At 48.3% G+C, this 24,464-nt stretch carries 22 protein-coding genes; 17 read left to right on the top strand and 5 right to left on the bottom strand.

What is annotated here, in order from left to right; all coding sequences use genetic code 11:
• Positions 1-54: 54 nt before the first annotated feature.
• The 12 genes from ACYVGO_RS29210 (at position 55) to ACYVGO_RS29155 (ending at position 10,584) form a co-directional block, all read left to right on the top strand.
• Entirely contained in the window at positions 55-573 is a 519-nt protein-coding gene (locus tag ACYVGO_RS29210) for a YsnF/AvaK domain-containing protein (RefSeq protein WP_460972316.1), read from the top strand.
• Positions 574-613: 40 nt separating this feature from the next.
• Complete coding sequence (locus ACYVGO_RS29205) at positions 614-1,474, top strand: YsnF/AvaK domain-containing protein (protein ID WP_460972315.1); 861 nt, start codon at positions 614-616, stop codon at positions 1,472-1,474.
• A 184-nt stretch (positions 1,475-1,658) separates the two neighbouring features.
• Positions 1,659-2,138: a sll1863 family stress response protein gene (locus tag ACYVGO_RS29200; RefSeq protein ID WP_460972314.1), complete on the top strand. Its 480-nt coding sequence runs from the start codon at positions 1,659-1,661 to the stop codon at positions 2,136-2,138.
• Between the two features lie 40 nt (positions 2,139-2,178).
• Positions 2,179-3,141 (top strand): sterol desaturase family protein, encoded by a 963-nt coding sequence (locus tag ACYVGO_RS29195; protein WP_460972313.1) that lies wholly within the window; start codon positions 2,179-2,181, stop codon positions 3,139-3,141.
• Positions 3,142-3,168: 27 nt separating this feature from the next.
• Positions 3,169-3,432, top strand: a complete 264-nt coding sequence (locus tag ACYVGO_RS29190) for a hypothetical protein (RefSeq protein WP_460972312.1) — start codon at positions 3,169-3,171, stop codon at positions 3,430-3,432.
• Between the two features lie 298 nt (positions 3,433-3,730).
• The gene (locus ACYVGO_RS29185; protein WP_460972311.1) at positions 3,731-4,294 is read left to right on the top strand and encodes a hypothetical protein; all 564 of its coding nucleotides are present in this window, start codon (positions 3,731-3,733) and stop codon (positions 4,292-4,294) included.
• Between the two features lie 273 nt (positions 4,295-4,567).
• Complete coding sequence (locus ACYVGO_RS29180; RefSeq protein ID WP_460972310.1) at positions 4,568-5,473, top strand: hypothetical protein; 906 nt, start codon at positions 4,568-4,570, stop codon at positions 5,471-5,473.
• A gap of 119 nt (positions 5,474-5,592) precedes the next feature.
• Entirely contained in the window at positions 5,593-6,573 is a 981-nt protein-coding gene (locus tag ACYVGO_RS29175; RefSeq protein ID WP_460972309.1) for a mechanosensitive ion channel family protein, read from the top strand.
• The gene (locus ACYVGO_RS29170) at positions 6,570-7,124 is read left to right on the top strand and encodes a DUF421 domain-containing protein (RefSeq protein ID WP_460972308.1); all 555 of its coding nucleotides are present in this window, start codon (positions 6,570-6,572) and stop codon (positions 7,122-7,124) included. The genes ACYVGO_RS29175 and ACYVGO_RS29170 overlap by 4 nt, the downstream gene beginning before the upstream one ends.
• A gap of 23 nt (positions 7,125-7,147) precedes the next feature.
• Positions 7,148-8,191 carry an AI-2E family transporter gene (locus tag ACYVGO_RS29165; RefSeq protein ID WP_460972307.1) on the top strand — a complete coding sequence of 348 codons (1,044 nt, stop codon included), beginning with the start codon at positions 7,148-7,150 and terminating at the stop codon, positions 8,189-8,191.
• A complete protein-coding gene (locus ACYVGO_RS29160; RefSeq protein WP_460972306.1) occupies positions 8,188-9,189 on the top strand; it encodes a DUF3078 domain-containing protein in 1,002 nt (333 codons plus the stop codon). The genes ACYVGO_RS29165 and ACYVGO_RS29160 overlap by 4 nt, the downstream gene beginning before the upstream one ends.
• 198 nt (positions 9,190-9,387) lie before the next feature.
• A complete protein-coding gene (locus ACYVGO_RS29155) occupies positions 9,388-10,584 on the top strand; it encodes a baeRF7 domain-containing protein (RefSeq protein ID WP_460972305.1) in 1,197 nt (398 codons plus the stop codon).
• Between the two features lie 100 nt (positions 10,585-10,684).
• Here the strand turns inward: ACYVGO_RS29155 and ACYVGO_RS29150 are convergent, their stop codons facing one another.
• Positions 10,685-11,689 (bottom strand): endonuclease/exonuclease/phosphatase family protein, encoded by a 1,005-nt coding sequence (locus tag ACYVGO_RS29150; RefSeq protein WP_460972304.1) that lies wholly within the window; start codon positions 11,687-11,689, stop codon positions 10,685-10,687.
• 215 nt (positions 11,690-11,904) lie between these two features.
• Between ACYVGO_RS29150 and ACYVGO_RS29145 the strand changes: the two genes are divergently transcribed.
• Entirely contained in the window at positions 11,905-13,242 is a 1,338-nt protein-coding gene (locus tag ACYVGO_RS29145) for a chloride channel protein (RefSeq protein WP_460972303.1), read from the top strand.
• Between the two features lie 190 nt (positions 13,243-13,432).
• Here ACYVGO_RS29145 and ACYVGO_RS29140 read toward each other — a convergent pair whose 3' ends face one another.
• The 3 genes from ACYVGO_RS29140 to ACYVGO_RS29130 all read right to left on the bottom strand — a co-directional run bounded on the left by ACYVGO_RS29140 (position 13,433) and on the right by ACYVGO_RS29130 (position 16,546).
• A complete protein-coding gene (locus ACYVGO_RS29140; protein WP_460972302.1) occupies positions 13,433-13,999 on the bottom strand; it encodes a DUF308 domain-containing protein in 567 nt (188 codons plus the stop codon).
• A gap of 246 nt (positions 14,000-14,245) precedes the next feature.
• Complete coding sequence (gene nrfD / locus ACYVGO_RS29135; protein WP_460972301.1) at positions 14,246-15,721, bottom strand: NrfD/PsrC family molybdoenzyme membrane anchor subunit; 1,476 nt, start codon at positions 15,719-15,721, stop codon at positions 14,246-14,248.
• A gap of 366 nt (positions 15,722-16,087) precedes the next feature.
• Positions 16,088-16,546 (bottom strand): hypothetical protein, encoded by a 459-nt coding sequence (locus ACYVGO_RS29130; RefSeq protein ID WP_460972300.1) that lies wholly within the window; start codon positions 16,544-16,546, stop codon positions 16,088-16,090.
• Between the two features lie 600 nt (positions 16,547-17,146).
• On the opposite strand from ACYVGO_RS29130, the gene porN reads away from it, so the two are divergent.
• From porN to ACYVGO_RS29110, 4 genes are all read left to right on the top strand, one after another.
• Entirely contained in the window at positions 17,147-18,142 is a 996-nt protein-coding gene (porN, locus tag ACYVGO_RS29125) for a type IX secretion system ring subunit PorN/GldN (RefSeq protein ID WP_460972299.1), read from the top strand.
• A 337-nt stretch (positions 18,143-18,479) separates the two neighbouring features.
• Positions 18,480-19,970, top strand: a complete 1,491-nt coding sequence (locus ACYVGO_RS29120) for a trypsin-like peptidase domain-containing protein (RefSeq protein WP_460972298.1) — start codon at positions 18,480-18,482, stop codon at positions 19,968-19,970.
• 265 nt (positions 19,971-20,235) lie between these two features.
• A complete protein-coding gene (locus ACYVGO_RS29115) occupies positions 20,236-20,427 on the top strand; it encodes an IS1/IS1595 family N-terminal zinc-binding domain-containing protein (protein WP_460972297.1) in 192 nt (63 codons plus the stop codon).
• Positions 20,428-21,016: 589 nt separating this feature from the next.
• Complete coding sequence (locus ACYVGO_RS29110; RefSeq protein WP_460972296.1) at positions 21,017-22,753, top strand: APC family permease; 1,737 nt, start codon at positions 21,017-21,019, stop codon at positions 22,751-22,753.
• Positions 22,754-23,024: 271 nt separating this feature from the next.
• On the opposite strand, the gene ACYVGO_RS29105 is transcribed toward ACYVGO_RS29110, so the two are convergent.
• Positions 23,025-24,419 (bottom strand): DUF389 domain-containing protein, encoded by a 1,395-nt coding sequence (locus ACYVGO_RS29105; protein ID WP_460972294.1) that lies wholly within the window; start codon positions 24,417-24,419, stop codon positions 23,025-23,027.
• Between the last annotated feature and the right edge of the window lie 45 nt (positions 24,420-24,464).

Genomic DNA, 24,464 nt, shown 5'->3' with positions numbered 1-24,464 from the left:
CTCTTTTTTTACCCACAACGCCTTAATACGCTACGTATCACGTAAGCAACCCCAATGCAAATTCATGCAGCCCTGACGCTGTCCGTTACCGATCCCGCTATGATCCCTCAGAAACCAACCGATGAATGGGTTGATAAAACGCCGAACACCACCGACCCGGACTCTCCATTCCTAAGCGGCGATGCTGAATCTCTACTAATACCGCTGATTAGCGAACAGCTTCAGGTTAGCAAGCAGGTTATCGAAACGGGCCGCGTCAGACTTACCAAAACGGTTCATCAGCACGAGCAGGATATTCAAATTCCCTTGCTTCAGGAGGACGTAGTCATTGAACGAGTGGCTATGGATCAACTCGTAGACCACGTACCGGTGGCCCGGCAGGAAGGAGATACAATGATCTATCCTGTCCTAAAAGAAGAGGTTGTCATTCTGAAACGACTGCGGCTGGTGGAAGAAATCCGGGTGACCCGGCGGCAGGTCCAGACGACCGATACGCAAACGGTCTCGCTCCGACAGGAAGAGATAACCGTTGAACGGACCGCTACTGAATCCTCAAGTGAACTTACCGAATAAATTACCCTAACTAATTTCTTACTAATAAACTAGTCTGATTATGGCACTTACAGTTATTGGCGTTTTTGATAACGCTTCCGAAGCCCGGCAGGCCGTTGACAAGTTGGTCGATGCCGGCATTACACGCCAGGACATCGACCTTTCCCTCCAGTCAGATTCGACGGCAGGCTACAGTAACACCACATCTGATCCATACGCGACTACCAATACGACCCGTAGTAATGACGATGACACCGGCAGCAGCATTGGTAATTTCTTTAGCTCGCTCTTCGGCGATGATGACGATGCGGACCGATATGCCCGGGCCACCGAAAGAGGCTCGCTGGTTACGGTTCATGTCCAGACGGAAGACGAAGCTGAGAAGGCGGCCGATATTCTGGATGACGCCGGAGCCGTCGATGTTAACGAAGGGACGCCGGTTTATGACAGTCTGACCAGCCAGCCCAGTGCATCGATGGGCGCAGCCTTCACCGATACGAAGCAGCCCGACGCCGATCAAACCATTAAGGTTATTGAAGAAAATCTGGAAGTAGGGAAACGCACCGTTGAGACGGGGGGCGTCCGGCTACGCAGCCGGATCATTGCCAAACCCGTTGAAGAAAGCATTCGGTTACGCGAAGAACGGGTTAGTGTACAGCGCAATCCGGTAAACCGCCCGGCGACGGATGCCGACCTGAACGCTTTCCAGGACGGACAGATTGAGATGGTCGAGCATAAGGAAGTGCCGGTGGTGTCGAAAACGGCAACGGTCGTTGAGGAAATCTCGGTGGGCAAGGACGTGACCGAGCACGACGAAGTGGTTCGGGATACGATCCGTAAAACGGAGGTAGATATTGACGACCTAACCGATTCGACAAAGCCAAAAAGCGATGGCGATGAGTTGACGTATTCAACGAAATAATCGACTAGATGTTCAATCCTTGGAATGGCCGTTTTCAGCCGTTCCAAGGATTTTATCCGTTTCTTTTGAAATCAGGCAAGTGGCAAAACAGAAGCTCTAAGGACTTTATAAGGTTTGCTTAAGCCCATTCCAAGATCACTATATGTACTTTGAAACCAGGTAGTACCTCATAAATACAAACGTTATGAACATCAAAACACAAACGCTACGTTCCTTACTGGCGACCGCATTCGTCGCCCTGACGCTTACTGGTTTTCAGGCCTGCAACAGCGGTTCTGAGAAGTCACGCACCGGAGAAGCCCTCGAAAATACGGGGGATGCTATCGAGGCAGATACCAAAGAATCAACCGACCAGATGGCTACAGATTTCCATACGGAGCGAGCTAAAGCCGTTACTAACCTGGAAGAACAGCGCGACAAACTCGATCAGAAAATTGACGAACTCCAACAGAAGATGGATCGTAGCAGCGGCAATGCAAAAGAGTCCATGAACCAACAAATGGATAAGTTCAAACGGGAACACAAGGATCTGGACAACGATATCGACAAGGCGAAAAATGCCACAGAAGATGCCTGGCAGGATATGAAAGCGGGCTTTAAGAAAGCAGGACGTTCTATTGGTAATGCCTTTGATGAGGCTGGTGATAAGCTGGATAATAAGTAACGATGACGCAATGTCGTCAACATGATACCATTCCTTATCTATGTACGAAGCCTTATTTGGTGCGCCGGTTATTCCGTTAGAGCGACTGTGGACCATCGAAAAAGCCGCTCCGAACCTCATTGTCTGGGCAGCACCCATCCTATTTTTACTGACGGGAATCGAAATCCTGATTTCCCATATTCAGAAGAAGCCGTATTATAACAAACAGGAAACGATTGGGTCTACCCTGGTGGGTTTAGGCTCCGTCGTGATTGGAACCAGCCTGAAATTCGGCTTGCTGTTCGGGGTCGTCTGGGTCTATAATTTGCTCCCCTGGCGCATATCGCTTCAGTGGTGGACGTTTATACCCTGTTACCTTATTTTCGATTTTTTTAATTACTGGGCGCACCGCATTGCGCACGAACGCCGGTTCTGGTGGACAACCCACGTCGTTCATCATTCGAGTGAGCATTATAATCTGACGGTTTCTTTCCGGCTGAGCTGGATTCAGAATTTTAAAGTTATTTTTTTTCTGCCCGTGGCGCTGTTCGGCTTTCACCCCGTGGTTTTCTTTACCGTTAGTCAGATCGCGGTCCTGTTTCAGTTCTGGGTGCATACCGAATATATTCGCCGGTTGCCCAGGTGGGTCGAGTTTATTTTTGCGACGCCCTCTAACCACCGGGTTCACCACGGATCGCAGGAAAAATACCTCGATAAAAACTACGGCGCTACGTTCATCATCTGGGACCGGCTGCTGGGAACGTATCAGCCGGAAGAAGAAGCTCCGGTCTACGGCATTACGACCAATATTGGCAATAAAGCCAACCCAATTCACATCAATTTTCACGAGTTCATCGACATGATAAACGACGTGAGAAAGGCCCGTGGGTTTCGCCAGAAGCTGTTCTATTTCTACGGCAGTTTCATTGCGGTAGCGCTAAAAAAACAGCAGTTAGCCCAGCAGGACGACGATTCGGTGGATAAACGCCTTGAACAGTCGGCACAATCTACACTGCATTACTAATTTACTTTTTAAACAACTAACAACGATATGGAAAGCGAAGATCGAGAAGACATCATCCGGGCCAAACAGGCCATTTCACCGAACGGGCTGGAAAATCAGTCGGCCGAAGGACACAGTGGCGTAGGCAGCGAACAACCCGTCAGCGATTTGCCCGACGAGAAACTACCCAACGACGATCTGAAAGACAAATACACCGATGGCCCCGACGAGCTGGGGGAAAACGTGCGGGTGATGAACCCGAATCGAAACCCGAACGACAAACCAAACATCGACAAACCGGCCTACGATTAGGTTAATAAATGGATTTGACCGTGACCACAATAAAATCAAACAGGCGGTTAACCTGATTTTCGAAAAATACGCGTTCAGGGCCGATAGCTATTAACGGATAGAAAGCACCTGAAATTTGGATTTTTTTTCATTCTGACGATAGGAATGTATAAGATCCTTTCTATCGTCAGGATGACAAAAAAAGAAATCGCTTACTCATTATTCACGTTAGTTTAAGATGCTTCTGCTACGGCGACCCGGTCATGCTGACAAAACCAATTTCCATATAACAGGCTTTTCATTCTAATCATTTCTCTCAATGGATACCACCGATCAGCGAACCCGACACGTAACGACGAAGCCCGGCACAAACGTACTGTACATACTCTACGGCGTCATTGCCCTCCTGATTTTAGGTGTGGGCTATTTATTCTACAAAAATGTATCCCTAAATAAAGAGTTCGAGCAGGAACGTAGTGATGTACGGGCAACCGTACGAGAAAATCAACTCGCCAACGACCAGCAACAACTCCAGTTTGGTATGAAAACTTTCGTCTGGGCGGTTCGTAACGCGTTACTCCAGAACAAACCTGGCGAAATCAACGAGTACTTCAATACGCTGGTCAAAGACCAGGGCATCCGGGAAATGCTGCTGGTTGATCCATCCGGCAAGGTGACGATCTCGACCAACAAGAAAAATCAGGGTATTGCCTTCACCAGCCGTTTTCCGGCCTATCTGCTCGGACAGGATGACGTTTATTTTAAGAATAATGCCCCTTATGAACTATCGGCACCCGTTACTGGTCCAAATAAACGGTTGGGAACCTTGGTTATGTTTTACAAACCCACGCCCATTCTTGCGGACTCGCTCGTTACTCGTTAGTCGCTAAGGTTCCGGGTAAATTAGTGTGCTCTTTTGGCCCTAAACTTTCCGTCCGAATTATGAACACTTCGTTTATGACAATTGAGTTGTATAGTCTGGTAAAACAGCTTACTGCGGTCAATGAAGAAATGACTATAAATAAACTTAATATCTATTTATCAGTTAGTTAGATTTAGTTGTACGCCAAATTAGTGAGGAGTTCACTTTCACCAGTTGCCTTGTGCGCCAGCGGCTAATCATTATTCCAACTCGTATTTCTTATTGATCAGCCTTATGGAAACTGAAGCGCATTCATCCAAAACGAATAAGGTCCTCCTGCTACTTGGTCTGCTTCTACTAACCGCTGGTGGCGTTTATTACTGGAGTCAGTCGCGCCAGCCCGATGCTCTCAGCGATCAGACTACACCACAGGCAGACTCGTCGAAAATGAATAAAACGCAGCTACATGAGCAGTTAGACGCACTACGAAGCCAACTGGCGGACGCTAAGCAGGAAAACGCTTCGTTAACCGATCAACTGAACGGGTTAAATGACTTATTAGCACAAACTTATGACCGGATCGGCGTTTTAGAAAGTACCCGCATTGACCGAATGTTTCCAGCCATACCGGAAAACAATGGTGTTGACTCCGGGCAACTTCGCGACAGTTTATCGAATCAACGGGCCCTCATGCGTGGAAAAACGGATCAGTTAAGTGAAGTCAGTCAACAGAACAGGGAATTGCAGCAGGCGCTCAACCAACGGGACGCTAAACTTAAAACGATGGTATCCACCTCAGCGGTTACGGGGGATGCCTTCCAGGTAAGTCTCTTAAAATCAAACCAGAAAGTAACAGCGAAAGCCAAAAAAGTAAACGCACTGGATCTTTCGTTTACGGTACCGGCCGAACGACATATGGAGGGAACGAAAGACGTTTACTTAAGTCTGGTCCATGAGTCGGGCCGGTCACCGGCGAGGCCGTTGCCACTGGCCACTGTTACGCTGCCCTCCGGCAACCTGATGATACCCGTCGATGCCGTGCAGACCATTACGTTCAACGGGATGAAACAGCCAATAAAGTTCAGGTTTCATCCAACGGTAACGCTTGAGCCGGGCACCTACCGGGCGTCCGTCTACACAAACGATGCCTATCTGGGATCAGTAACGGTTCAGTTACGAGACAGTTTCTGGTTTTTTTAGTAAACATTACTGATGGGAGATGTAGAGACAACTTTGTACTACTACCCAGCCAAGCTTGAGACTACGTTTAACTAACTATTTGGTTATCAGTCAATATTATACTTTTTTAACGTAGCATTATGCTTTTACTCTGGAGTTTCTTCCAGCCACCCCGGGTGAACGAACCGCCCTTTACGTTCAATGATGGCATTACGCTATTCTGGCATACCGTTCGCGATTTTATGAAAGGGACCGTCGAACGGCTACCCTACCTCATCGTTGGCGCGGTGGTATTTATGCTGTTCTGGCTGCTGGGAAAAGGCATCAAGAAACTGATTAACAAAGTAGCTGTTCAGAGCCACTCCATCGACGACACGCTGGCCAGCCTGGTGAGCCGTATCGCCAGTGCATTTATTAGCATTATCGGTTTTCTGGCCGCCTGCGTGGTTGTCTTTCCGTCATTCAAACCCGGTGACATTATTGCGGGCCTGGGCGTTACCTCGGTGGCCATCGGCTTTGCCTTCAAAGACATTCTCCAGAACTTCTTTGCCGGTATCCTCATTCTGTGGCGTCGGCCGTTCAAAGTCGGCGATCAGATACGGGTCAATAATTTTGAAGGAACCGTCGAAGAAATCAACATGCGCTCCACCCGGCTAAAAACCTACGATGGCGAGCGAGCCATTCTGCCCAACGGTGACGTCTATACGAGTTCGATTCTGGTTCGGACGGCTTATCCAAAACGCCGGATCAAGTTTGTGGTGGGCATCGGCTATCCGGATTCCATCGAAGAAGCTCGCAGCGTCATTCACGACGTACTAACTGGCATCGAGGGCGTCCTGAAAGAACCGGCTCCCTGGGTATACGTAACCGAACTGGCGGGCTCATCGGTGAACCTGACGGTTTTCTTCTGGGTCGAATCCCAGCAGGCCAACGCCCTGAAAGTGAGTGACCAAGTCGTGACGGGTATCAAACTGGCCCTCGACAAAGCCAGTATCGACATGCCCTTCCCCCATACGGTGGTTTTACTGGAAAAGCAACCCGACGTCGATGGTCCGGCCATCTTATCGCGGCCACCAGCTAAAGCGAAGGCCGCTCCCGCTTTAAACGGTCAAAACCCATGACCGACGTAGCAGCAACTATACACGATTGGGTTTTCAAGGGTTGGGAAAGCATCGGGCGCGTCGTGTTCGTGGGGATACTGGCCTACGTGGGTCTACTGTTTTTTCTGCGCATTTCGGGAAAACGTACCCTCTCGAAAATGAATGCCTTTGACCTGGTCGTAACGGTGGCGCTTGGTTCCACCTTTTCCACCATTATCATCTCCCGCCAAACGGGTTTAGCTGACGGATTAACGGCCCTGACGCTGCTGATTGCCCTTCAGTATAGCGTTGCCTGGCTATCCATCCGATGGCCCTGGTTTCAGCGCATGATCAAAAGTGAACCTACCCTGCTGTTTCACCAGGGGCAATTCCTCTGGCAGGCGTTGCGCAGGGAGCGCGTAGCCGAAGGCGAAGTCTTGGCCGCCATACGCAGTTCAGGCGTTGCTCATCTCGACGACATAACGGCGGTCGTCCTGGAAACGGATGGGTCGTTCACGGTTATTCAAAACAAAACCGGCACGTCGGCATCCAGCCTCCAGAATGTTCAGCCCCTCGCTACGGATCGAAATTAGGTATAATACATTGTCCTTTATTAATGGAGCATTCCTCTTCTTTTTCACGCCGGGTGGCTACGGCGGCCTTCATTACGCTACTGATAGCAGCCCTGTTCTGGCTGATTGGCTATGCAGCCAGCTTTTTCTTTCTGGTATTTGGCGGGATCACGTTCGCGGTGGTTATCAGTGCCATGGCTCATTTTATCCAGCACAAAACCCCATTGTCGTATGGGCCCTCGGTGGCTGTCGTACTGCTCCTGCTAGTCGCCTTAATCGGGGGCACCATCTGGGGGCTGGCCCCAACCGTCAGTCAGCAGGCCAGTGACCTGGCCGAATCGCTGCCGAAGTCGGTCGAGCAGTTAAAAACGACGTTACAGCAAACCGAGTGGGGAAAGAAATTGCTGGATGGCATTCCGGAAAATCCAGGCGACATGCTCTCCTCAGGCGGGCCAGGCAAGGGCGTTCTTTCGGAGTTAACGGGTATTTTTTCGGGTACGCTGGGCGGGCTGGTCAACGTACTGATTGTGATCATCACCGGGATTTACCTGGCGTTCAATCCCGGCAATTATCGGAAGGGGTTCGTGCGGTTGTTCAACCCGTCTTATCGGAATCGGCTGCTCGACGTACTGGATAAATGTTATTCGACGCTTAAAAACTGGTTTATCAGTCGGACCATTACCATGACGGTGGTGGGCATAGTGACCGGAAGTGGACTGGCGTTGCTGGGTGTTCCATTCGCCATTGTTCTGGGCATCATTGCCGGGGTGTTGAACTTCATTCCCAACCTGGGTCCTTACCTGGCGCTGGCACCGGCCCTGCTGGTGGCCTTACCCCAGGGCCCCGAATACCTGCTGTACGTTTTCGCCCTCTACATGGGGGTACAGTCGCTGGAAGGCTACGTACTGACGCCTTTGCTGGATAAAAAATTTGTATCATTGCCCCCCGCGCTACTATTGTTCGGGCAAGTCCTGATGGGCATTCTGGTGGGTCTGGTCGGGGTGCTGTTCGCGTCTCCGCTGATTGCCGTTCTGATGATTATTGTGGAGGAACTGTACGTCAAAGACCGGCTGGAATCAAAAACATGACTTACCCGATAGCGCTGGCAAAGATGTCTCCAACGGGCAGAATCAGTCCCTGGAGTTGTCAGTACAGGTCTCTTTTTTGTTCATGTTTACTGCTATGGCTGATGGGTGTGGGGTCAGTCTACGGCCAGACGGATACGCTGCCCGCGCTTCGAAAATTATTCGATCAGGGCAACACCGTCGACAGTGTCGTCGTGCGGCCCGACTCTACGTACTGGCGGCATAAGCTGGAGGCTGGTTTCAATCTCAATCAGGGCTCATTTAGCGGAAACTGGAAGGGCGGAGGTGTTAATTCAATTGCGCTGGGGTTGTTACTGAACGCACGTCTGTCTTATCGCCGAAATCGCTTCAACTGGAGTGCCAGTACGCAGTTGCAGTATGGTATCGTCAAGAATGCCCAACAAACCCTACGGAAGAATACCGACCGCTTATACGCGGATGCCAAAGCTGGGTATCGGATCAATACCCGCTGGCAATGGTTTGGGTCACTGAATCTACTCACGCAGTTTGCGCCGGGCTACGACTATGTTACGCTGCCCTCGGGTCAGGAGCAGGCCAATCCCATCTCGAACCTGTTTGCGCCCGCTTATTTGACAGAATCCCTGGGGCTTTCGTATGAGCCTAATGATGTGTTTGATCTGCGACTGGGGGGCCTTACCGTTCGACAGACATTTGTGACCGACCCGGCGGTTCGATTGTATGTGACGAGGAATTATGGCGTACCGCTTGATCAGACCGTGCGAACGGAATTAGCGTTTCAGGCGATTTTTAACTACGATCAGGATATTGCTCAGAACGTCAACCTCAAATTTCGCTACCTGTTCTTTGCTGATTACAGTAACCTGAAAGCAACCGATCATCGGCTTGATTTCACGCTGACCGGCAAGATTAATCAACTGCTCAACGCTACGTTAAGCGGAGTAGTGCTGTATGATCAGGACCAGGATTTTAACATTCAGTACAGCCAGGCGTTGTCGGTGGGCCTGTTGTTTACCTTGTAGACCGTTTGGCCGGAACACGAATTTGTATGTTGGCGTAAATGAAAATAAACTTGTTTGATTCACACTACAGCTCTGTTCCGGAAAACTGTGAACCATCATAACAGGCCTTGACAGGCGTCATAGCAATAGCTGTTTGTCAAGGCTACTTTTGGGTTCCGGGCCCAGACAATCAATTTAAGCTAGGAACAAAAACGCTATATGATGACCGATCAACAACTCAACGGTATCAATCTGGAACATGTCGATAAAGACATCTTACTCGATCTGGCCATGCAGACGCACGCGCAATCGATCTCGCTATTTATTCCGACCCACCAGCGTGGGAAAGAAGTGAATGAAGGGCAGGATATACTAGCGTTTAAAAATCACATTCAGCGTATCCGGCAGACTCTTGAAGCCCAGTCGTTCCGCAGCAACGAGATCACCAGTCTGTTGCGTCCGCTGGAAGCGCTGCTGGATGATACGCCATTCTGGCGGCACCAGCAACAAGGACTTGCCGTGTTCCGAAATCCTGATTTCTTCGCCATCTTTCATAGTCCGATCCCCCTGGAAAACAGTAGCTGGCTCGACGCCAAATTTCATTTGCAACCGCTGTTTCCCTTTGCTCAACAATCCCCTGTGTATTGCCTGTTGCAGATTAGTAAAAAGGGGGTTAGTCTCTTCAAAGCCGATACATACACCATTGCACCCCTCGATTTGGTAGATTCGATGCCATCGGGACTGGAAGACGTAACTAAATATTACGACTTTGACGAGGAATTGCAGGGACGTACCAACGGGCGGAATGGTGCAATGACGATGTACGCCAGCAACGAGGATAAGGATACGAAGGAAAAAGATCACCTGCTGGCCGATTATTTTCGATTGATCGATGCGGCCATCGTTGAGATGATGAGTACGCAGAATCTGCCGCTTGTGCTGGCATCGGTAGCGTATTTTCAGCCGATCTATCACGACATAAACACGTATCCGCACCTCCATAAAGAGGGCCTGACGGGAAATTTCGACCATACGCAGCCACAGGAACTGCACCAGATGGCGCAGGAACTGCTCGGTGATTCCATTGAACAGGACAAACAGCGACGTATTAACCAGTATCAGAACAGCAGCGGTAGCGAAATGGTGTCGAGTGACGCCCGTGCGTTATTGAAAGCTGCCGTAACCGGACGTATCGATGCGCTTTTTCTAAAAACAGCGGCCAGCCTCTGGGGGCATTTCGACGAGAATACGGTAAAGGCGACTATCCACGATGAAAAGCAGGATGGCGACGAATCACTGGTCGAGAAAATAGCCCTGCTTACCCTCCGTAATGGTGGCCAGGTATACGTCATGGATGAGGTTAACCTGCTGAAAAATCAGGAGCCGGTCGATATGGCAGCCCTGTTTCGGTATTAACTACCTCCTGTCGAATTAGCGTTGCCTAAGCCCAATCAGTAGACAAAAGAAAACTGATGTAATGGGTTTGTTTGCTATACTGATTGGGCTCTCTTATACCTTACGGTTGTAAGGTTACCTGTACGTAATACGGAAAATGATCCGAGCCAAATTCTGGTAACTGCTCGACCGAAAGAACCCTAAATTGGTGGGAAACAAATACGTAATCCAGCGGCCAGCGCATAAATAAGGACTGCGCATCGAACGTATTGAACATACCTCGTCCGTACCGGACATCATGCAAACCACTAATAGCCGAAAATTGAGTCGTATTGTGCGACCAACCAACGTCATTAAAATCCCCGGCTACTACGGTTGGCAGGGTATTCCGGGCAATCATATGACCTGCTTTCAACAGCGCCACTTCCTTGCCACCAATGTTCGTTGGGTATTGGCTACTGGGAGCCGGTGCTACCGGATGAAGGGCAACCAGTTGAAACGTAGTGCTGTCTGGCAACGTAACGTTCATTCTGAACGAAGGCACCTTATCGTGGTTAAGAAACAGAATCTGGTGGTTTTTGAAGGGAAGTTTTGAATACAGGGCCATACCATAAGCGTTATCCGTTGTAAACGTAAGGCTATAAGGGTATTTTTTTTTCAGTACGTTCAGTTGCTGTATCCACCAGTCGTTCACCTCCATCGTCAGGACGAAGGTTGGGTCTTTATCGGCAATAATGGTCAGCAATTCATCGGCCTGGCGGTTCTTTATCCAGACATTTGCGACCACAATACTGAAGACCCGTTGTCTATCCAGAGAGGATTCCGAAGCCGATTCAACCGCTTTTTTGGCGAGGGGTGTATACGGAAAAAGGATGTAGGCCTGAATACCAATGGAAACGATTAAGCCTGCTACAAAAATCTTTGCGGTCACAGCCCGCTTTTTGGGTAAAAGCAGAAAAATAGCCAGGCATACACTCAACGCCATCAGAACCTCTACCCTCGGGAAATTAAGCACTTGCAGAAACCAGAGGGAACTGTTATAGATCAGTGAACCCAGCGTAACTATACTTAACAAGCTACCACACAGCAGTAAAAAATAGAAGAGAATTTTCTGAATAATCGACATAAACTGGTGCCATCAACTTTCCGATAAGGTATGATTATTCTTGATGAAGAACTAATTTCTAAAACCCAGCTACCCATTTCTTCTCGATTTGCGTATATCTGAATAAACCGAAACGTTAGCTAGCCTCATACTACATTTGTGAACGAGGAGTACTGGACACGCTTCTCTTCAGAGCTTGTCAGCAGGAAGGGAGCTACCTAATAGATAAACAAAACATGCGCGTAAATGAAGAGGTAATTTTATTTTTAAGCGTTCTTAAATGGCTACTAATCTCCAGTCTGATCGGTGTTCTGGTAGGCTGTGTCGCTTCGGGCTTTATTCTCTTCATTCACTACGTCATTGACCTGAGCAATCATTACCAACACGTTTTTTATTTCCTGCCCCTGAGTTTTTTTATCGCTAATCTGCTCAGTCAGTTTGTGCTGAAAAAACACCTGGGAACCGACGCCCTAATTGCGGCCATCAACAAAAATTACGGTAGGATTGAAGGTAGTTTCATTCCAACCAAGGTCGTCAACGTAGCATTGATTCTGGCAACGGGCGGCTCGGCAGGTAAAGAAAGTCCCTGTGCGCAAATCGGAGCGGGCCTTGGTAGTGTGTGCGCCAATCTATTTCGGGTGGATGACATTGATCGCCGAAAGATGGTTCTTTGCGGCTTCTGTGCAGGCTTCTCGTGCGTGTTTGGGGCTCCGTTAGCGGGTGCGTTGTTTGGTATCGAGGTGTTGGCAGTAGGTGTCATTTTGTATGATGTCCTGCTACCCGCCTTTGTCGCTTCCATTACAGCCTATCAGGTATCCTCGGCCCTAGGTATTTCCTTTTTCTATTATCCGTTGCATTTTGTTCCCGCCTTTGAGCGGGGTTTCTTCATCCGCCTACTGGCAGGTGGTATTTTCTTCGGCTTATGTGCCTATACCCTGATCCGGGCTATTCAAAGTAGTACGTCCTTTACGAATACTATTCCCATTTGGCGCCCCTTGAAAGGATTACTGGGTGGTTTGCTACTGGTCGGGCTTACCCTGCTGTTTTCCCGGGATTATCTGGGACTAGGCCTGGAACTGATGGAAGGCTGCATAAAAGGCCTGCCCGTCATTGGATACGCCTTTATTCTGAAGGCTATTTTTACCATCATTACCCTTACTATCAGCCGCAGTGGCAGTGTTATTACGCCGATTCTATTCATTGGGGCAACGGCGGGAAGCTTCTATGCTGATCTGGTGGGTGGAGACCGGTCTACCTTTGCGGCCATTGGCTTTGTGAGTGTATTGGCCGGAACCACTAATACGCCCATTGCAACGAGCATCCTGGCCATTGAACTCTTTGGTGCTACCGTAGCGCCCTACGCAGCCGTCTCCTGTGTGATTAGTTTTTTGATGTCGGGGCATCGTAGCCTCTACACATCGCAGGTCTTGACGATAAGCAAATCTGCGGCGATTACCCCCGGTATTGGAAAAGAAATCCGAGACCTAAACGAGATGGAGCAAAAGGCTATAATTCGATTGCCCGGCTGGCTATGTCCTGTCTGGCAGATCCTAAAGACGTTTTGCAGAAAATAAGTTGATTAGATCAATACGTCTAGGTCAGGTTGTCTGGTTAACTGGATTAGTTTGTCACTCAATGAATCAGTCCTAATTGATAGGGGACTGTCCGTCAAATACACCTTTACCCACCAGGTACACATTACTTTTTAGAGTGTAGGATAGGGTCGCCTTGCTTGAAATCGACCCTTATCGTTGTGTACACAGCTCAGGCCGAAGTTGCTTTCAACCGCTGGGTTAGTGCGCTTTGAATGATACCCAGGACAATTAGAAATAGACCCACAAATCGTAGCGAAGCTGCGATACCTACCGGTTGCATGAGGAGAACAAAGGCAAATCCACCCGAAATCAACACGCATAAAACGTGAATTAGCTGAACCTCGAAATCAGTTCCCCCCTTGGTGCGGGTACCCAGGAAGTAGAACATCGCTTCAAGGGCTTGCAGGAAGGCATACAGAATGGCCCACATTCCCAATAAATTGATGACGGTTGGTAAAGCCTTACCCAGATTCGCTAACAGCATTACGCCAAACAGTGTATTCCGACCGCTGGACAGCAGAAGCCAATAGTCGTTGGGTTGGTTCAACTGTCGCCGACGCATGCTTAGCCAGCTTGTACTCAACCCGGCCAATAAAAGTAAACTGCCCAATAAACCAGTAGTAAGTGGAGAGGCTTTCGTGGGGTGAATCAAAAGAATCACCCCCATCAGGGTATAGCTTATATCATGCATATACCGTATCCACCAGAGACTAGACTTCGGCTTTATCAAGTTCATCGATTTATTCATAATTGGCTATTTGAAGATGGTCTTGATAGGTCATGAACAATGTGCAGAAGCCAGGGAAGAAGGTGATTTCTGTCATTACCCAAAAAATGATAATTAATTAACCCCTTCTTTTCCAGATGGTAAGAAAAGTCTGCTTTCTAATCGACTCAATAAGTTGTTGGGGAATTTTTCCATACTATGGTTGCTACTAAACCAGGAATTATCATTGACTAGCCCATTACGATGATGTTACGCTTATTCGGTAGCAGGCCGAGTCAACAGTGGTCGTTCTCTATCAACACCGGAAGCGGGGACTGGTAGTTGCGCCGACGAAGACTTCAGAATCGCTTTCACCTCGGCGATATTCACTACGGGCAAAAACTTGGCAAACAACAGAAACAGGGTGAAGAACAGGCCGAACGTAAATAGAAAATCACTGATGTCGAAGAGCGTCGGGTGAAACATGGCCCAACTGGAGGGTAGATAATCCCGGTGTAGCGAGCTCACGATGATCACAAACCGCTCAAACCACATCCCGATATTAACGACAATGGCCAGCACGAAGGACCAGACGATGCTCCGGCGAATACTGCGAAACCAAAACAATTGGGGGGTAATGACGTTGCAGGTCATCATCGTCGCATACGCCCACCAGTAGGGGCCCATGGCCCGATTGTAAAACGCGTACTGTTCAAACTCATTGCCTGAATACCAGGCCATAAACAGCTCCGTTAGATACGCCACGCCCACAATAGATCCGGTCAGAATAATGATCTTGTTCATGGACTCGATGTGCTCCACGGTGATGTAATCCTCCAGCCTGAATACTACCCGGATAAGTAGGATCAGGTTCTGAACCATGGCAAAGCCTGAAAAGATAGCGCCTGCCACAAAATAGGGTGGAAAAATGGTGGTGTGCCAACCTGGTTCTAACGCCGTAGCAAAGTCCATACTCACAATCGTATGTACCGATAAAACCAGTGGCGTTGCGATACCCGCCAGAATCAAACTGACATATTCATAGCGAGCCCAGGTCTTGGCCGACCCATTCCAACCCAGGGCCAGTGTCCCATAGATGTAGCGGGAAACCCTGCTTTGGGCCCGGTCCCGGATGGTGGCCAGATCCGGGATCAAGCCAATGTACCAGAATACCAACGATACGGTGAAGTAGGTGCTGATGGCAAACACGTCCCAGACCAGGGGCGATTTAAAGTTTACCCACAGGGAGTTAAATGTGTTGGGCAACGGCAGCGACCAGTAAGCCAGCCAGGGACGCCCCATGTGCAGAAAGATAAACATAGCCGCACAGATGACGGCAAAGATGGTCATCGCTTCGGCGGATCGGTTGATGGATGTCCGCCATTTCTGGCGGAATAGCAATAAAACGGCTGAAATCAGGGTGCCCGCGTGTCCAATACCTACCCACCAGACGAAGTTGGTAATATCCCATGCCCAGCCCACGGTTTTGTTCAGTCCCCAGACACCCAGACCCGTCCACCAAGTCCAGAATACGCAGGCTGTTCCGTATAACAGCACCGTCAGTGCTATCGCAAAAGCGATGTACCACTCCCGGGTTGGTTTGCCTTCAACCTGTTTACAGACATCCTGAGTAACATCGGCGTAGGTTTTGCTACCAGTAACCAGGGGCGCTCGTACAGCTGATGTAACAGGTCCATGATAGGCTGAACGATTATCCGGTAGCGATGATGAGAGATCTGGCAGTATACTCATTGGCGTAAATCCCGTGGACAATTGGCTAAAAGTAGATAAATACGATTGACAGGGGGTGGGATACATCAACCAGTTAATACGTACAACTGATACGGAGCTGATAGTGTAGCGTCGTAAAAGTAGGCCTGTCTATGGGCAACATCTATGACTACCGTCACGGTGGGTTATGATGGTTCATAGGTGTGGACATACTACTAATTGTTTCCAATCAAACAAGCCGAATGTGCACCGTTGAAACAACCCTGATTAGTGGGGTTGGTTAGCTTGTTAACTGGCAAATGTCTTTACTCGCCCTCGTGTACAGATCGTGGCCAATTAGGCCGAATAGAGTAGTATACAAGTCCGGATAGTATTCCTAGGCAGTAATTAGACTTGTTTTGTTTTGACGCCTAGTTCCTTGCGGATGGTTGCCTGGGCCTGCTTCCAGAATCGATAATAGGCGATTCCTTCCCGTTTATATCGCTGTAGGAGAAGATTAAATCGACGAAGGGATACAGCATCATCGGGTAGGGAATCCGCATTAGCAACAAAAGCTGCTCTTTCCTGAACTCGTAAGCGATTCCAGAAGAGTAAGTCCTGTCCGTTTAGCGCCTGATTTACGTACTCGTTGATACACTCCTTCTCGGCAAGATCCCGGTAACTAAGGGCATGATAGCAACAACGTTTGATGGTGCTGATAATGCGTGCAAACGCGACTGATGGGTAGGTAAATTTCATGAGCATTAGGGAATATGGGTTGGCCATAATCCCCCGATTGGCGTCTGCTATCGTGATCAATCCGCAAACGTATTCAATTCCTACCAGCCCATCTATGATCGGAGTCATGCATGACTATGATGATTATCGAACGAGCAGTAGAAGTAAGTAATTCATCAAGCTTGTTCGGCATTCCGATTACAAACGCCTAAAGTCGTTTATCCATATTGGTAGCTGCAACCCTAAGATTAGTTAAATAAGGATAGCTAATCTGATTGAGTAGTTGGTACAGGTAAACGGTCATGTCCTCCGCTGACCGCTGTCATAGTTTGTTCAAAGAGTGAAACCTACTTTTACTTATTGGTACTGACTTTCTACAATTTGCACATTGTAGAAAGCCAATTATTGATCTGCTACGCACACTTCACAAATTCGAACAGGAAGCTTAGTTGAGATTATTAAAACAGGAACAGTCATTTGTGCGCTTGAGAAATGAACGGCTATTTGTAACGGCCGATTAGCTGGACAACTTACCATTTTCACCCTCTTACCTAGGCCTTATCTATTTGCTTTACTCCGGATACGTCGGCGATAGTACTGATTCTGTGATCTAATGAGGATTTATCGGCGACGCCATCGGTCGGCCCTTGGGGTGCGGCACGATTCTGCAAAGAAATCCTGGTTTGACCTTATAACCCCGTACCGTACACTCAACACAAGCGCTCGACCATGAAACCACTGAATTTAATAACTAGGGTTGCCACTATGCTAGCCGTTGTTAGCAGCATAGCTATGGCCCAAGAGAAGCCCAGCACCGGCACTACCCCCTTCTCGCTCCGGCCTATTCCCGAGATCGACATTATGTTGAAGAAAACGCTTTGGCGACGAATCGACCTCAGGGAGAAGCAGAATCAGCCCATGTTCTCTAAGAACAACGAGATTTCGAAGTATCTGGTGGAGGCCGTCAAAGCAGGTCTGCTCGAGGCTTATACAAACGATTCCTGCACCACAAAGCTGACGGCTAAGCAATTCCATGATAACCTGCTGATGCCAAACACAGCCGGTGGATTGTCAGCGGAGGAAAAAGCGGCTGGCTTTGCCGAAGAGGGTAAAAGCGGGGCAGCTGCCGACGGATGGGATCGGCCAGCGAAAGAAGACAAAAAGCTGGCCGCCGATACTGGTTGGGGCATACCCCGGAAAAAGGTGCCGACTGTGAAGCCGATAAAGGGTAAGAAGGGTAAAACGGCTAATCCGGAAGTTGAAAAGCCTAAGCAAGATACGGTGGGTGTAGCGACCAACACATTAACGGGGGATGAATATTTCCCCAAAGAATTGAACCTTCTGGAGCTAAAGGAAGACTGGATTTTCGACCGCAAGCGTTCGCGGCTGTATCACGACATTCAGACCGTAACCCTGCTGCTGCCAGCAGATAAAAATCAGGCCGGTTTCGAAAAGCCGATTGCCACCTTCAAGTATAAGGATTTAGACCGTTTGTTCCGCTCGGACCCAAGGAAGTTCATTTGGTATAACGTGAAGAATCAAGCCCAGCACAAGAATTTGGCTGATGCGTTCGATCTACGTCTGTTTTATGGCCGCATTACCAAAGTGGCTAACCCAGACGACTTGGATTTGGTAGGTCTGTACGGCGATAGAGGGGGGCTGCTGAAGTCGTATCAGCTGGAGTATGAACTGATGGAGACTGAGCACAATCTCTGGGAATTTTAAGTCTGCCTGCGCACACGTTTCTGAAATCCAGTCTACTAATTGTATTCATTGGGTCTTCAGCGCAAAACGAAGCCACGGTGGATTCGTAGATTGTTGACTCTCAAAACTAGTAAGTAAACCGTTCAATTTCTTCACCATTTTAAGGTTTACCGAATTGAGTGCTTTTGATCTAGTTTTTTGGGCAGAAATTACTGTAAAGGCCTCGGTTGATTAGCTTTAAAACAGCCCGCAATACGATGTCTTAAAACAGCTAAGTACAGCGTACGAGGCCAATCTTTTAACCGATTCTGGCTGGTTGTTTATGTCTTCTAATTAGCCTTTTTATTGAATACTACTTATGCCGAATATTAATACATCGAATACCATCCTTCTTCCGGTTTTATTCATTATGCTGGCAAGTGTAGCCATTAGTTGTACCGATAAGCGAAGGGCAGATAAAGGTGGCAGTACAAATGACACTGTAACTCCGCCAGCAGAAAAGGTCGTTGCCGCAAACACGGTAAACAGCCCTGTCAATACGTCCAATAACAAGGTAAATTTTGTAACGGCCTCAACGATGGTGATGCCGGCAGTGGTGCATATAAAAATTCATTTCAAAGCTTCCTCACCATATGGCGCATCAGGATCAGGTATACTTATAAGCCCAGAGGGGTTTATAGCGACAAACAATCACGTGGTTGAAAACGCATCGGCTATCGATGTCATACTGCCTGACAAACGAACGTATAGGGCCAATTTGGTTGGCCGTGATCCCAATACGGATTTGGCACTTCTAAAAATAGATGCGACAAATCTTCCTGTCGTAAAATTTGGAAATTCGGATAAGGTGCAGATAGGCGAATGGGTCTTAGCGGTAGGGTTCCCCCTTTCGCTCAATACAACCGTTACGGCAGGCATTGTAAGTGCCAAAGCCAGAAGTATAGGCATCATCAACAGGCCAGATGGCACTACCAGTCAACATAGTGAGGCTCCCGAAGGTAATAGGGCTGTAGAGTCATTTATTCAAACCGATGCGGCCATTAACCCTGGCAATAGCGGAGGTGCCCTGGTTAATACCAGCGGAGAATTGATCGGTATTAATTCAGCCATAGCTTCGCAAACCGGCAGTTATTCGGGTTATGCGTTTGCCATACCTGTAAACCTGGCAAAAAAGATTTTGGATGATTTAAAAAACTTTGGGATGGTTAAACGAGGAGTGTTGGGTGTTGCCTTTCCCTCACCAGCTGCCGAAGACCAGTACCTGATCCAGCTAGGTCTCAATCCTGCTTTGGTCAAGGGGGTTTATATAACGGGTGTGCAAAAGGAAAGTTCAGCGGCTGAGGCCGGCCTCAAAAAAAGTGATATTATTCAACGCATAAATGGAATTTTAATCAATTCGTCCACTGAGTTTTCTGAACGAATAGCCAGACAAAAACCAGGCGATACCATCCAATTGACCTACCAGCGCAAAGGCGCTACCGCTACGGTCTCTGCTACCTTACACAGTGAAGCTGTGGTAAAAACTGCCAAAACGGAACCTAAAAATGATAGGGCGCTACAGAATATTTATAATAGGCTTGGCGCTAGTTTCGCTCCGCTTACTGCTGAAATCAAACAACATTTTAATTTAAGTGTTGGTGTTTTGGTCACCAAGGTTTACAGGAAAGGTTTTTTTGATCAGGCTGGCATTCCGCCCGGTACCATTATCGCTTTTATTAACAGCCAGCCCATTAATAATCCGAGAGATATTGATCGGGCTTTACTCTCTGCTCAAAGTGGTACGATTCAAATTCTTGCGATAGCACCAGATGGTTCAAAAGTGGCATTTAACTTCTCGCTTGGAACCTAAAAGCTACTTATCGGGTAATTTTGCCGTTTCATACGGCACCGGCGGCCATTTGCTAAGGCGGTCCTGCGGAAAATCCCTCGCTTGATCAATTTGACAGATCCTAGAAGTGAACGTGAAGCTTAATCGGTTTAAGTTTTAAAAGTACTACCCTTATGAATTACAATTAATTAGTGATTTCATGGCTCGGATTAAGTTAAAAAGTAGGCCCACTTACCATTCTGATTTTTATTTTGCGAAATCGACGGTAATGGCTTAACTGCGTTGGATGGGTTATATTTGTAAATGGTTTTGGAAACGGTCCGCCGTTGCGGCAGTCCCTTGTAAGCCTAGTGGTCAAATCCATAACATCAAACCGCACCGGTGGACCCGGTATGGTACTACTCGCGCTGGCACTCAACGTTACCGATGTTATGACTGTGGCCAAACCGCTCCGGCTTTTAGGTTTGAGGGCTGGTAAGAAACCAAGATTTAGCTAGCTTGCCAGACAGACAACCGAGCGGGCTTCCCTACCGTCTCTGGCCAGGTTTATGCCCTATGGGCTGATTTAGTCCCCACTTCATTCTAATTGCCCTTGACTCGGCGGGGTGGACCGAGCCATATAAATAAGGGTTGAAGACTCACAAAAGTCGGTCGGCCGCTGCCGGTCGACTAAAAGCAATAAGTTGACTACAAACTCAAAACTAATTAGCAACATGGACTCTTACTACCGCCCCGGTAGCCCGGTTCATCGGCATTGACATCGCCACCGAATTACTCGTCATTACCAATGTAATGAAAAATGAGCAGCCCTAAAAAGTTAGCTTGTCACGCTGGAATAGCCCCTTTTGACGGGGGCGCCCGTGCGCTACCGCCCCGGTAGTAGCATACGGGGCAAAATCAGAGTTAGTCATCAGGCACGCAAACGGTTGAATTCCGCACTTTACATGGGCACCATATCAGCCATCCAAGTAAAAGGGGATCTTCAGGGAATTTGCTCCGGTCAAACAAAAAAGCAGGAGAATGCGTAGTATTGTTTACTTTCGGCACAGGACTAACATGCCATACTGGTGAGCAAGCACACTAAACTAAGTGAACTACCCGCAACTGCCATTTGCGGCAATGATATCAGTTCCTCGTGTCTCTACGTGTCGGCGCTTAGTATTTTGTATGCAGGCCAATACGCCTGGATTTCCCTGTTATTAGTCGGGGGAACGTTATTTTTATTTCGCAACATTTACGGCGAAGTGGTTGGCGCATTACCCCTCAATGGGGGAGCTTACAACGTATTGCTTAATTCGGCTAACAAGTCGGCGGCCTCCCTGGCCGCCTGCCTCACTATTCTCTCGTACGTGGCGACGAGTGTGATTTCAGCCAACGAGGCTATCCATTACGCGGTTTCGTTCTTCCCTACTGTGCCCATCATGGTAGGCACCATAGGGCTTTTACTTCTGTTTTTCCTGCTCAATTTACTGGGTCTTAAAGAATCATCGAAAGCCGCCGTCATCATCTTTATTATCCATTTAGCCACGCTGGTTGTGTTATGTGCCGTTTGCGGCTGGTACGTATTTACCAATGGGGTAAGCCAGTTTTCGATCAACTTTGCCACCAAATCCGAGCACAGTATTTCCTTTCAGCTATTCGCAGGTTTCGCGGCCGCCATGCTGGGCATTTCAGGCTTTGAGAGTTCGGCCAATTACGTCGAAGAGCAGGACCGGGGCATCTTTCCGAAAACGCTGCGGAATATGTGGATTATCGTAACGGTGTTTAATCCTCTGATTGCGCTGTTGGCTTTGAGCATTATGCCCATTGGCGAAGTACATCACCACGAGGCCTCCCTGCTGGCCTTTATGGGTGAGCGTTCTGGTGGCCGATGGCTATCGTGGCTAGTTTCCTTTGATGCGATGCTGGTATTGAGCGGGGCTGTCCTCACCTCGTTTGTGGGCGTAAGCGGGTTAATGAAACGGATGACGCTGGATCGAATCTTTCCCCAGTTTTTCCTGAAAGAAAATGGCCGACAGGCCCCCTACTACATTCTTTTCCTGTTTTTTGCCCTCTGTGTGGCTATTCTTCTGAGTACAAGCGGGAATCTTCAGGCACTAGCGGGCGTCTATACCATTTCGTTTCTGTCGGTAATGGGTTTGTTTGGCATTGGGAATCTACTGCTAAAACTCCGCCGGAAACGCCTGCCCCGCCCCGAAAAAGCCCCGGTTAGTTCGGTACTGCTGGCGCTGCTCGCCGTGGGCCTAGCCTTATTGGGGAACGTCATGCTGAACCCCAAATACGTCTGGGTCTTTTTTGAATACTTCATACCCACGTTTCTGATAGCTCTGATGATGATGGATCGGTCACTGATCTTGACGGGCTTTTTATCGGTGATTTTGTATTTTTTCAGACCACTCAAACGGAGCATCGAGCGATTAACAAGCTGGACGAACCAAACCATTAAAGAGATTAATGATCAGGAGTTTATCTTTTTTTCGAAGGGTGATGATATTGCCTCGCTGAATCGGGTAATGATCTACATTCAGAGCAATGAGGAAACCACCCGGCTGCGTATCGTTACCGTGGAGAATGAACACTTCAAAGCACCGGAACACCTGCACCGGGACATTGAAACTCTTGACCGGGCTTACCCAGAAATTGATGTTTCCTACGAACGTATTGACGGGTATTTCGGTCCTGAACTGATTCAGGAACTGTGCGAAAAATGGTGTATACCCACCAATTTTATGTTTATTGGCTCCCCTGGCCAGCGGTTTCAGTACCGCGTTGAAGAACTGGGTGGAGTCAGGTTAATTATTTAATTTAAAACCGTTGCTAGACTAATGTATTTAATCATAATACAGATTAAAGAATCATTTTTTTGCCCGTGTGGCTTAGTCAACCAGACGAGAATGATAAATTCCCGAATCGTCAAGGGCACTCCACTTAAATGGAATCTAACATAATATCAACAACGTTTATTTAGCAAAGACCGTCCCAAAAGTCGAATTGGTTACTGATTTTATACCTGTTGTATAACTGCTAACCTTGCCGTTACGCTGTTGCGTTGCCGTTCCAGTATTATTAAGCCATTCATTCAACTAACAGCTTTATTTTTTTGCTCTTCGTACGGCTTTGCAGCCAGCGTTCGATCCGACGTTTTTCAGCGGGCGTATGCCGTCGAGAGAATCGGGCATACACCAGCATCACCGTATCGGGTTTGTTATTAGTGGCATTCATCACCAGCGACCGGGCGGCTGTAAACGTTTGCACATCGGGCATGAGCGTTTTGAGTTCATTGCGCAGGTCGGCTACGGGTAGGTTTGATGTTTGAGTCAGGTCAATGTAGCGACGTAATGAGTCGATGGTATGATCTTTTCGGGAAATAGTGGCCTGACTGTACTGAATAACCTGATCAGCCAGTGTGGTTTTAAGCGCATCTACGTCGATATCTGAATCTTTAAAATTTCCCTGTTTTACGACCAGATTTGCGTCGCCCAGCCCGTAACCGGGCATCTTGGCCCGCAGCAGATTGATCGAGTCTTTCGGTAGAGGCTCACCTACTAGTGAGAGTTCCAGCGTACTTTGCCGACGATTAAAGTGGGCTGCGTAATTAATGACCTGTCGGTACTGAAAATTACATTCGGCGGTAACGAAGCGTTTCACCGCCTGCTCAAAGATCGTTTTGCTAACAATCTGATAGCCCAGATAACTGCTTGGTACGACGACGATTAGCACGGCCAACCAAATGGTATGCCGAACCCGCCGTTCGACGTCGGACGACGGATATTCTTTTTGGTGATAGCCCAAAAAGCGAACGATCAAAAGGGTAGCCAGGCTAATACATATGCTATTGATAATAAACAGGTAAAAAGCACCCGCGAAATAATATAGATTTCCGGTTGCCAGTCCATAACCCGCCGTACAGAGGGGTGGCATAAGAGCTGTCGCAATGGCTACACCCGGAATTACGTTGGTTACTTTGTCCCGGCGCGATCCCACAACAATACCCGCCAGGCCGCCGAAAAAAGCGATAAATGCATCCCACACGGTGGGCGAGGTCCGGGCCAGAAGTTCCGACTGGGCAATATGCAGGGGACTACTAAAAAAGTAAACCGTTGAGGTTAGCAGGCTGATAAAAACGGCGATGCCTAGATTTTTCAGCGCTCGTTGAATCATGGTTAGGTCATTGATGCCAATGCCCAGGCCGATCCCCATAATGGGACCCATTAACGGGGAGATCAGCATGGCACCAATGATAACGGCCGTCGAATTAACATTGAGCCCAATGGAGGCAATGAAGATGGCGAAAATGAGTGTCCACAAGTTAACGCCCCGAAATTCAATGCCCCGGCTAATAGACTTAATAATTGCGGCTTCGTCGGCCTTGTCTTCTTCCAGGCTAAACCGCTCACGAATCATATGGCTGAAGCGGGTGAGCGGATCGTTCCGGTTCGTTTTCGGGATTTTTGGATCATTAACGAGCATTAGGGGAGCGGGTTAAGGAAGGTGTAGTTTAAAAACGGCGGCTTT

The organism is Spirosoma migulaei (genome assembly GCF_054776855.1).
The sequence above is the reverse complement of the archived record's forward strand: the minus strand, read 5'-3'. Positions and strand labels throughout refer to the sequence as shown.

What these genes read in the sequence shown, in the direction of transcription:
- ACYVGO_RS29210 (WP_460972316.1), top strand. Translation starts at nt 55, where the DNA reads ATGCAAATTCATGCAGCCCTGACGCTGTCCGTTACCGATCCCGCTATG.
- ACYVGO_RS29205 (WP_460972315.1), top strand. Translation starts at nt 614, where the DNA reads ATGGCACTTACAGTTATTGGCGTTTTTGATAACGCTTCCGAAGCCCGG.
- ACYVGO_RS29200 (WP_460972314.1), top strand. Translation starts at nt 1,659, where the DNA reads ATGAACATCAAAACACAAACGCTACGTTCCTTACTGGCGACCGCATTC.
- ACYVGO_RS29195 (WP_460972313.1), top strand. Translation starts at nt 2,179, where the DNA reads ATGTACGAAGCCTTATTTGGTGCGCCGGTTATTCCGTTAGAGCGACTG.
- ACYVGO_RS29190 (WP_460972312.1), top strand. Translation starts at nt 3,169, where the DNA reads ATGGAAAGCGAAGATCGAGAAGACATCATCCGGGCCAAACAGGCCATT.
- ACYVGO_RS29185 (WP_460972311.1), top strand. Translation starts at nt 3,731, where the DNA reads ATGGATACCACCGATCAGCGAACCCGACACGTAACGACGAAGCCCGGC.
- ACYVGO_RS29180 (WP_460972310.1), top strand. Translation starts at nt 4,568, where the DNA reads ATGGAAACTGAAGCGCATTCATCCAAAACGAATAAGGTCCTCCTGCTA.
- ACYVGO_RS29175 (WP_460972309.1), top strand. Translation starts at nt 5,593, where the DNA reads ATGCTTTTACTCTGGAGTTTCTTCCAGCCACCCCGGGTGAACGAACCG.
- ACYVGO_RS29170 (WP_460972308.1), top strand. Translation starts at nt 6,570, where the DNA reads ATGACCGACGTAGCAGCAACTATACACGATTGGGTTTTCAAGGGTTGG.
- ACYVGO_RS29165 (WP_460972307.1), top strand. Translation starts at nt 7,148, where the DNA reads ATGGAGCATTCCTCTTCTTTTTCACGCCGGGTGGCTACGGCGGCCTTC.
- ACYVGO_RS29160 (WP_460972306.1), top strand. Translation starts at nt 8,188, where the DNA reads ATGACTTACCCGATAGCGCTGGCAAAGATGTCTCCAACGGGCAGAATC.
- ACYVGO_RS29155 (WP_460972305.1), top strand. Translation starts at nt 9,388, where the DNA reads ATGATGACCGATCAACAACTCAACGGTATCAATCTGGAACATGTCGAT.
- ACYVGO_RS29150 (WP_460972304.1), bottom strand. Translation starts at nt 11,689, where the DNA reads ATGTCGATTATTCAGAAAATTCTCTTCTATTTTTTACTGCTGTGTGGT.
- ACYVGO_RS29145 (WP_460972303.1), top strand. Translation starts at nt 11,905, where the DNA reads ATGCGCGTAAATGAAGAGGTAATTTTATTTTTAAGCGTTCTTAAATGG.
- ACYVGO_RS29140 (WP_460972302.1), bottom strand. Translation starts at nt 13,999, where the DNA reads ATGAACTTGATAAAGCCGAAGTCTAGTCTCTGGTGGATACGGTATATG.
- nrfD (WP_460972301.1), bottom strand. Translation starts at nt 15,721, where the DNA reads ATGAGTATACTGCCAGATCTCTCATCATCGCTACCGGATAATCGTTCA.
- ACYVGO_RS29130 (WP_460972300.1), bottom strand. Translation starts at nt 16,546, where the DNA reads ATGACTCCGATCATAGATGGGCTGGTAGGAATTGAATACGTTTGCGGA.
- porN (WP_460972299.1), top strand. Translation starts at nt 17,147, where the DNA reads ATGAAACCACTGAATTTAATAACTAGGGTTGCCACTATGCTAGCCGTT.
- ACYVGO_RS29120 (WP_460972298.1), top strand. Translation starts at nt 18,480, where the DNA reads ATGCCGAATATTAATACATCGAATACCATCCTTCTTCCGGTTTTATTC.
- ACYVGO_RS29115 (WP_460972297.1), top strand. Translation starts at nt 20,236, where the DNA reads ATGGGTTATATTTGTAAATGGTTTTGGAAACGGTCCGCCGTTGCGGCA.
- ACYVGO_RS29105 (WP_460972294.1), bottom strand. Translation starts at nt 24,419, where the DNA reads ATGCTCGTTAATGATCCAAAAATCCCGAAAACGAACCGGAACGATCCG.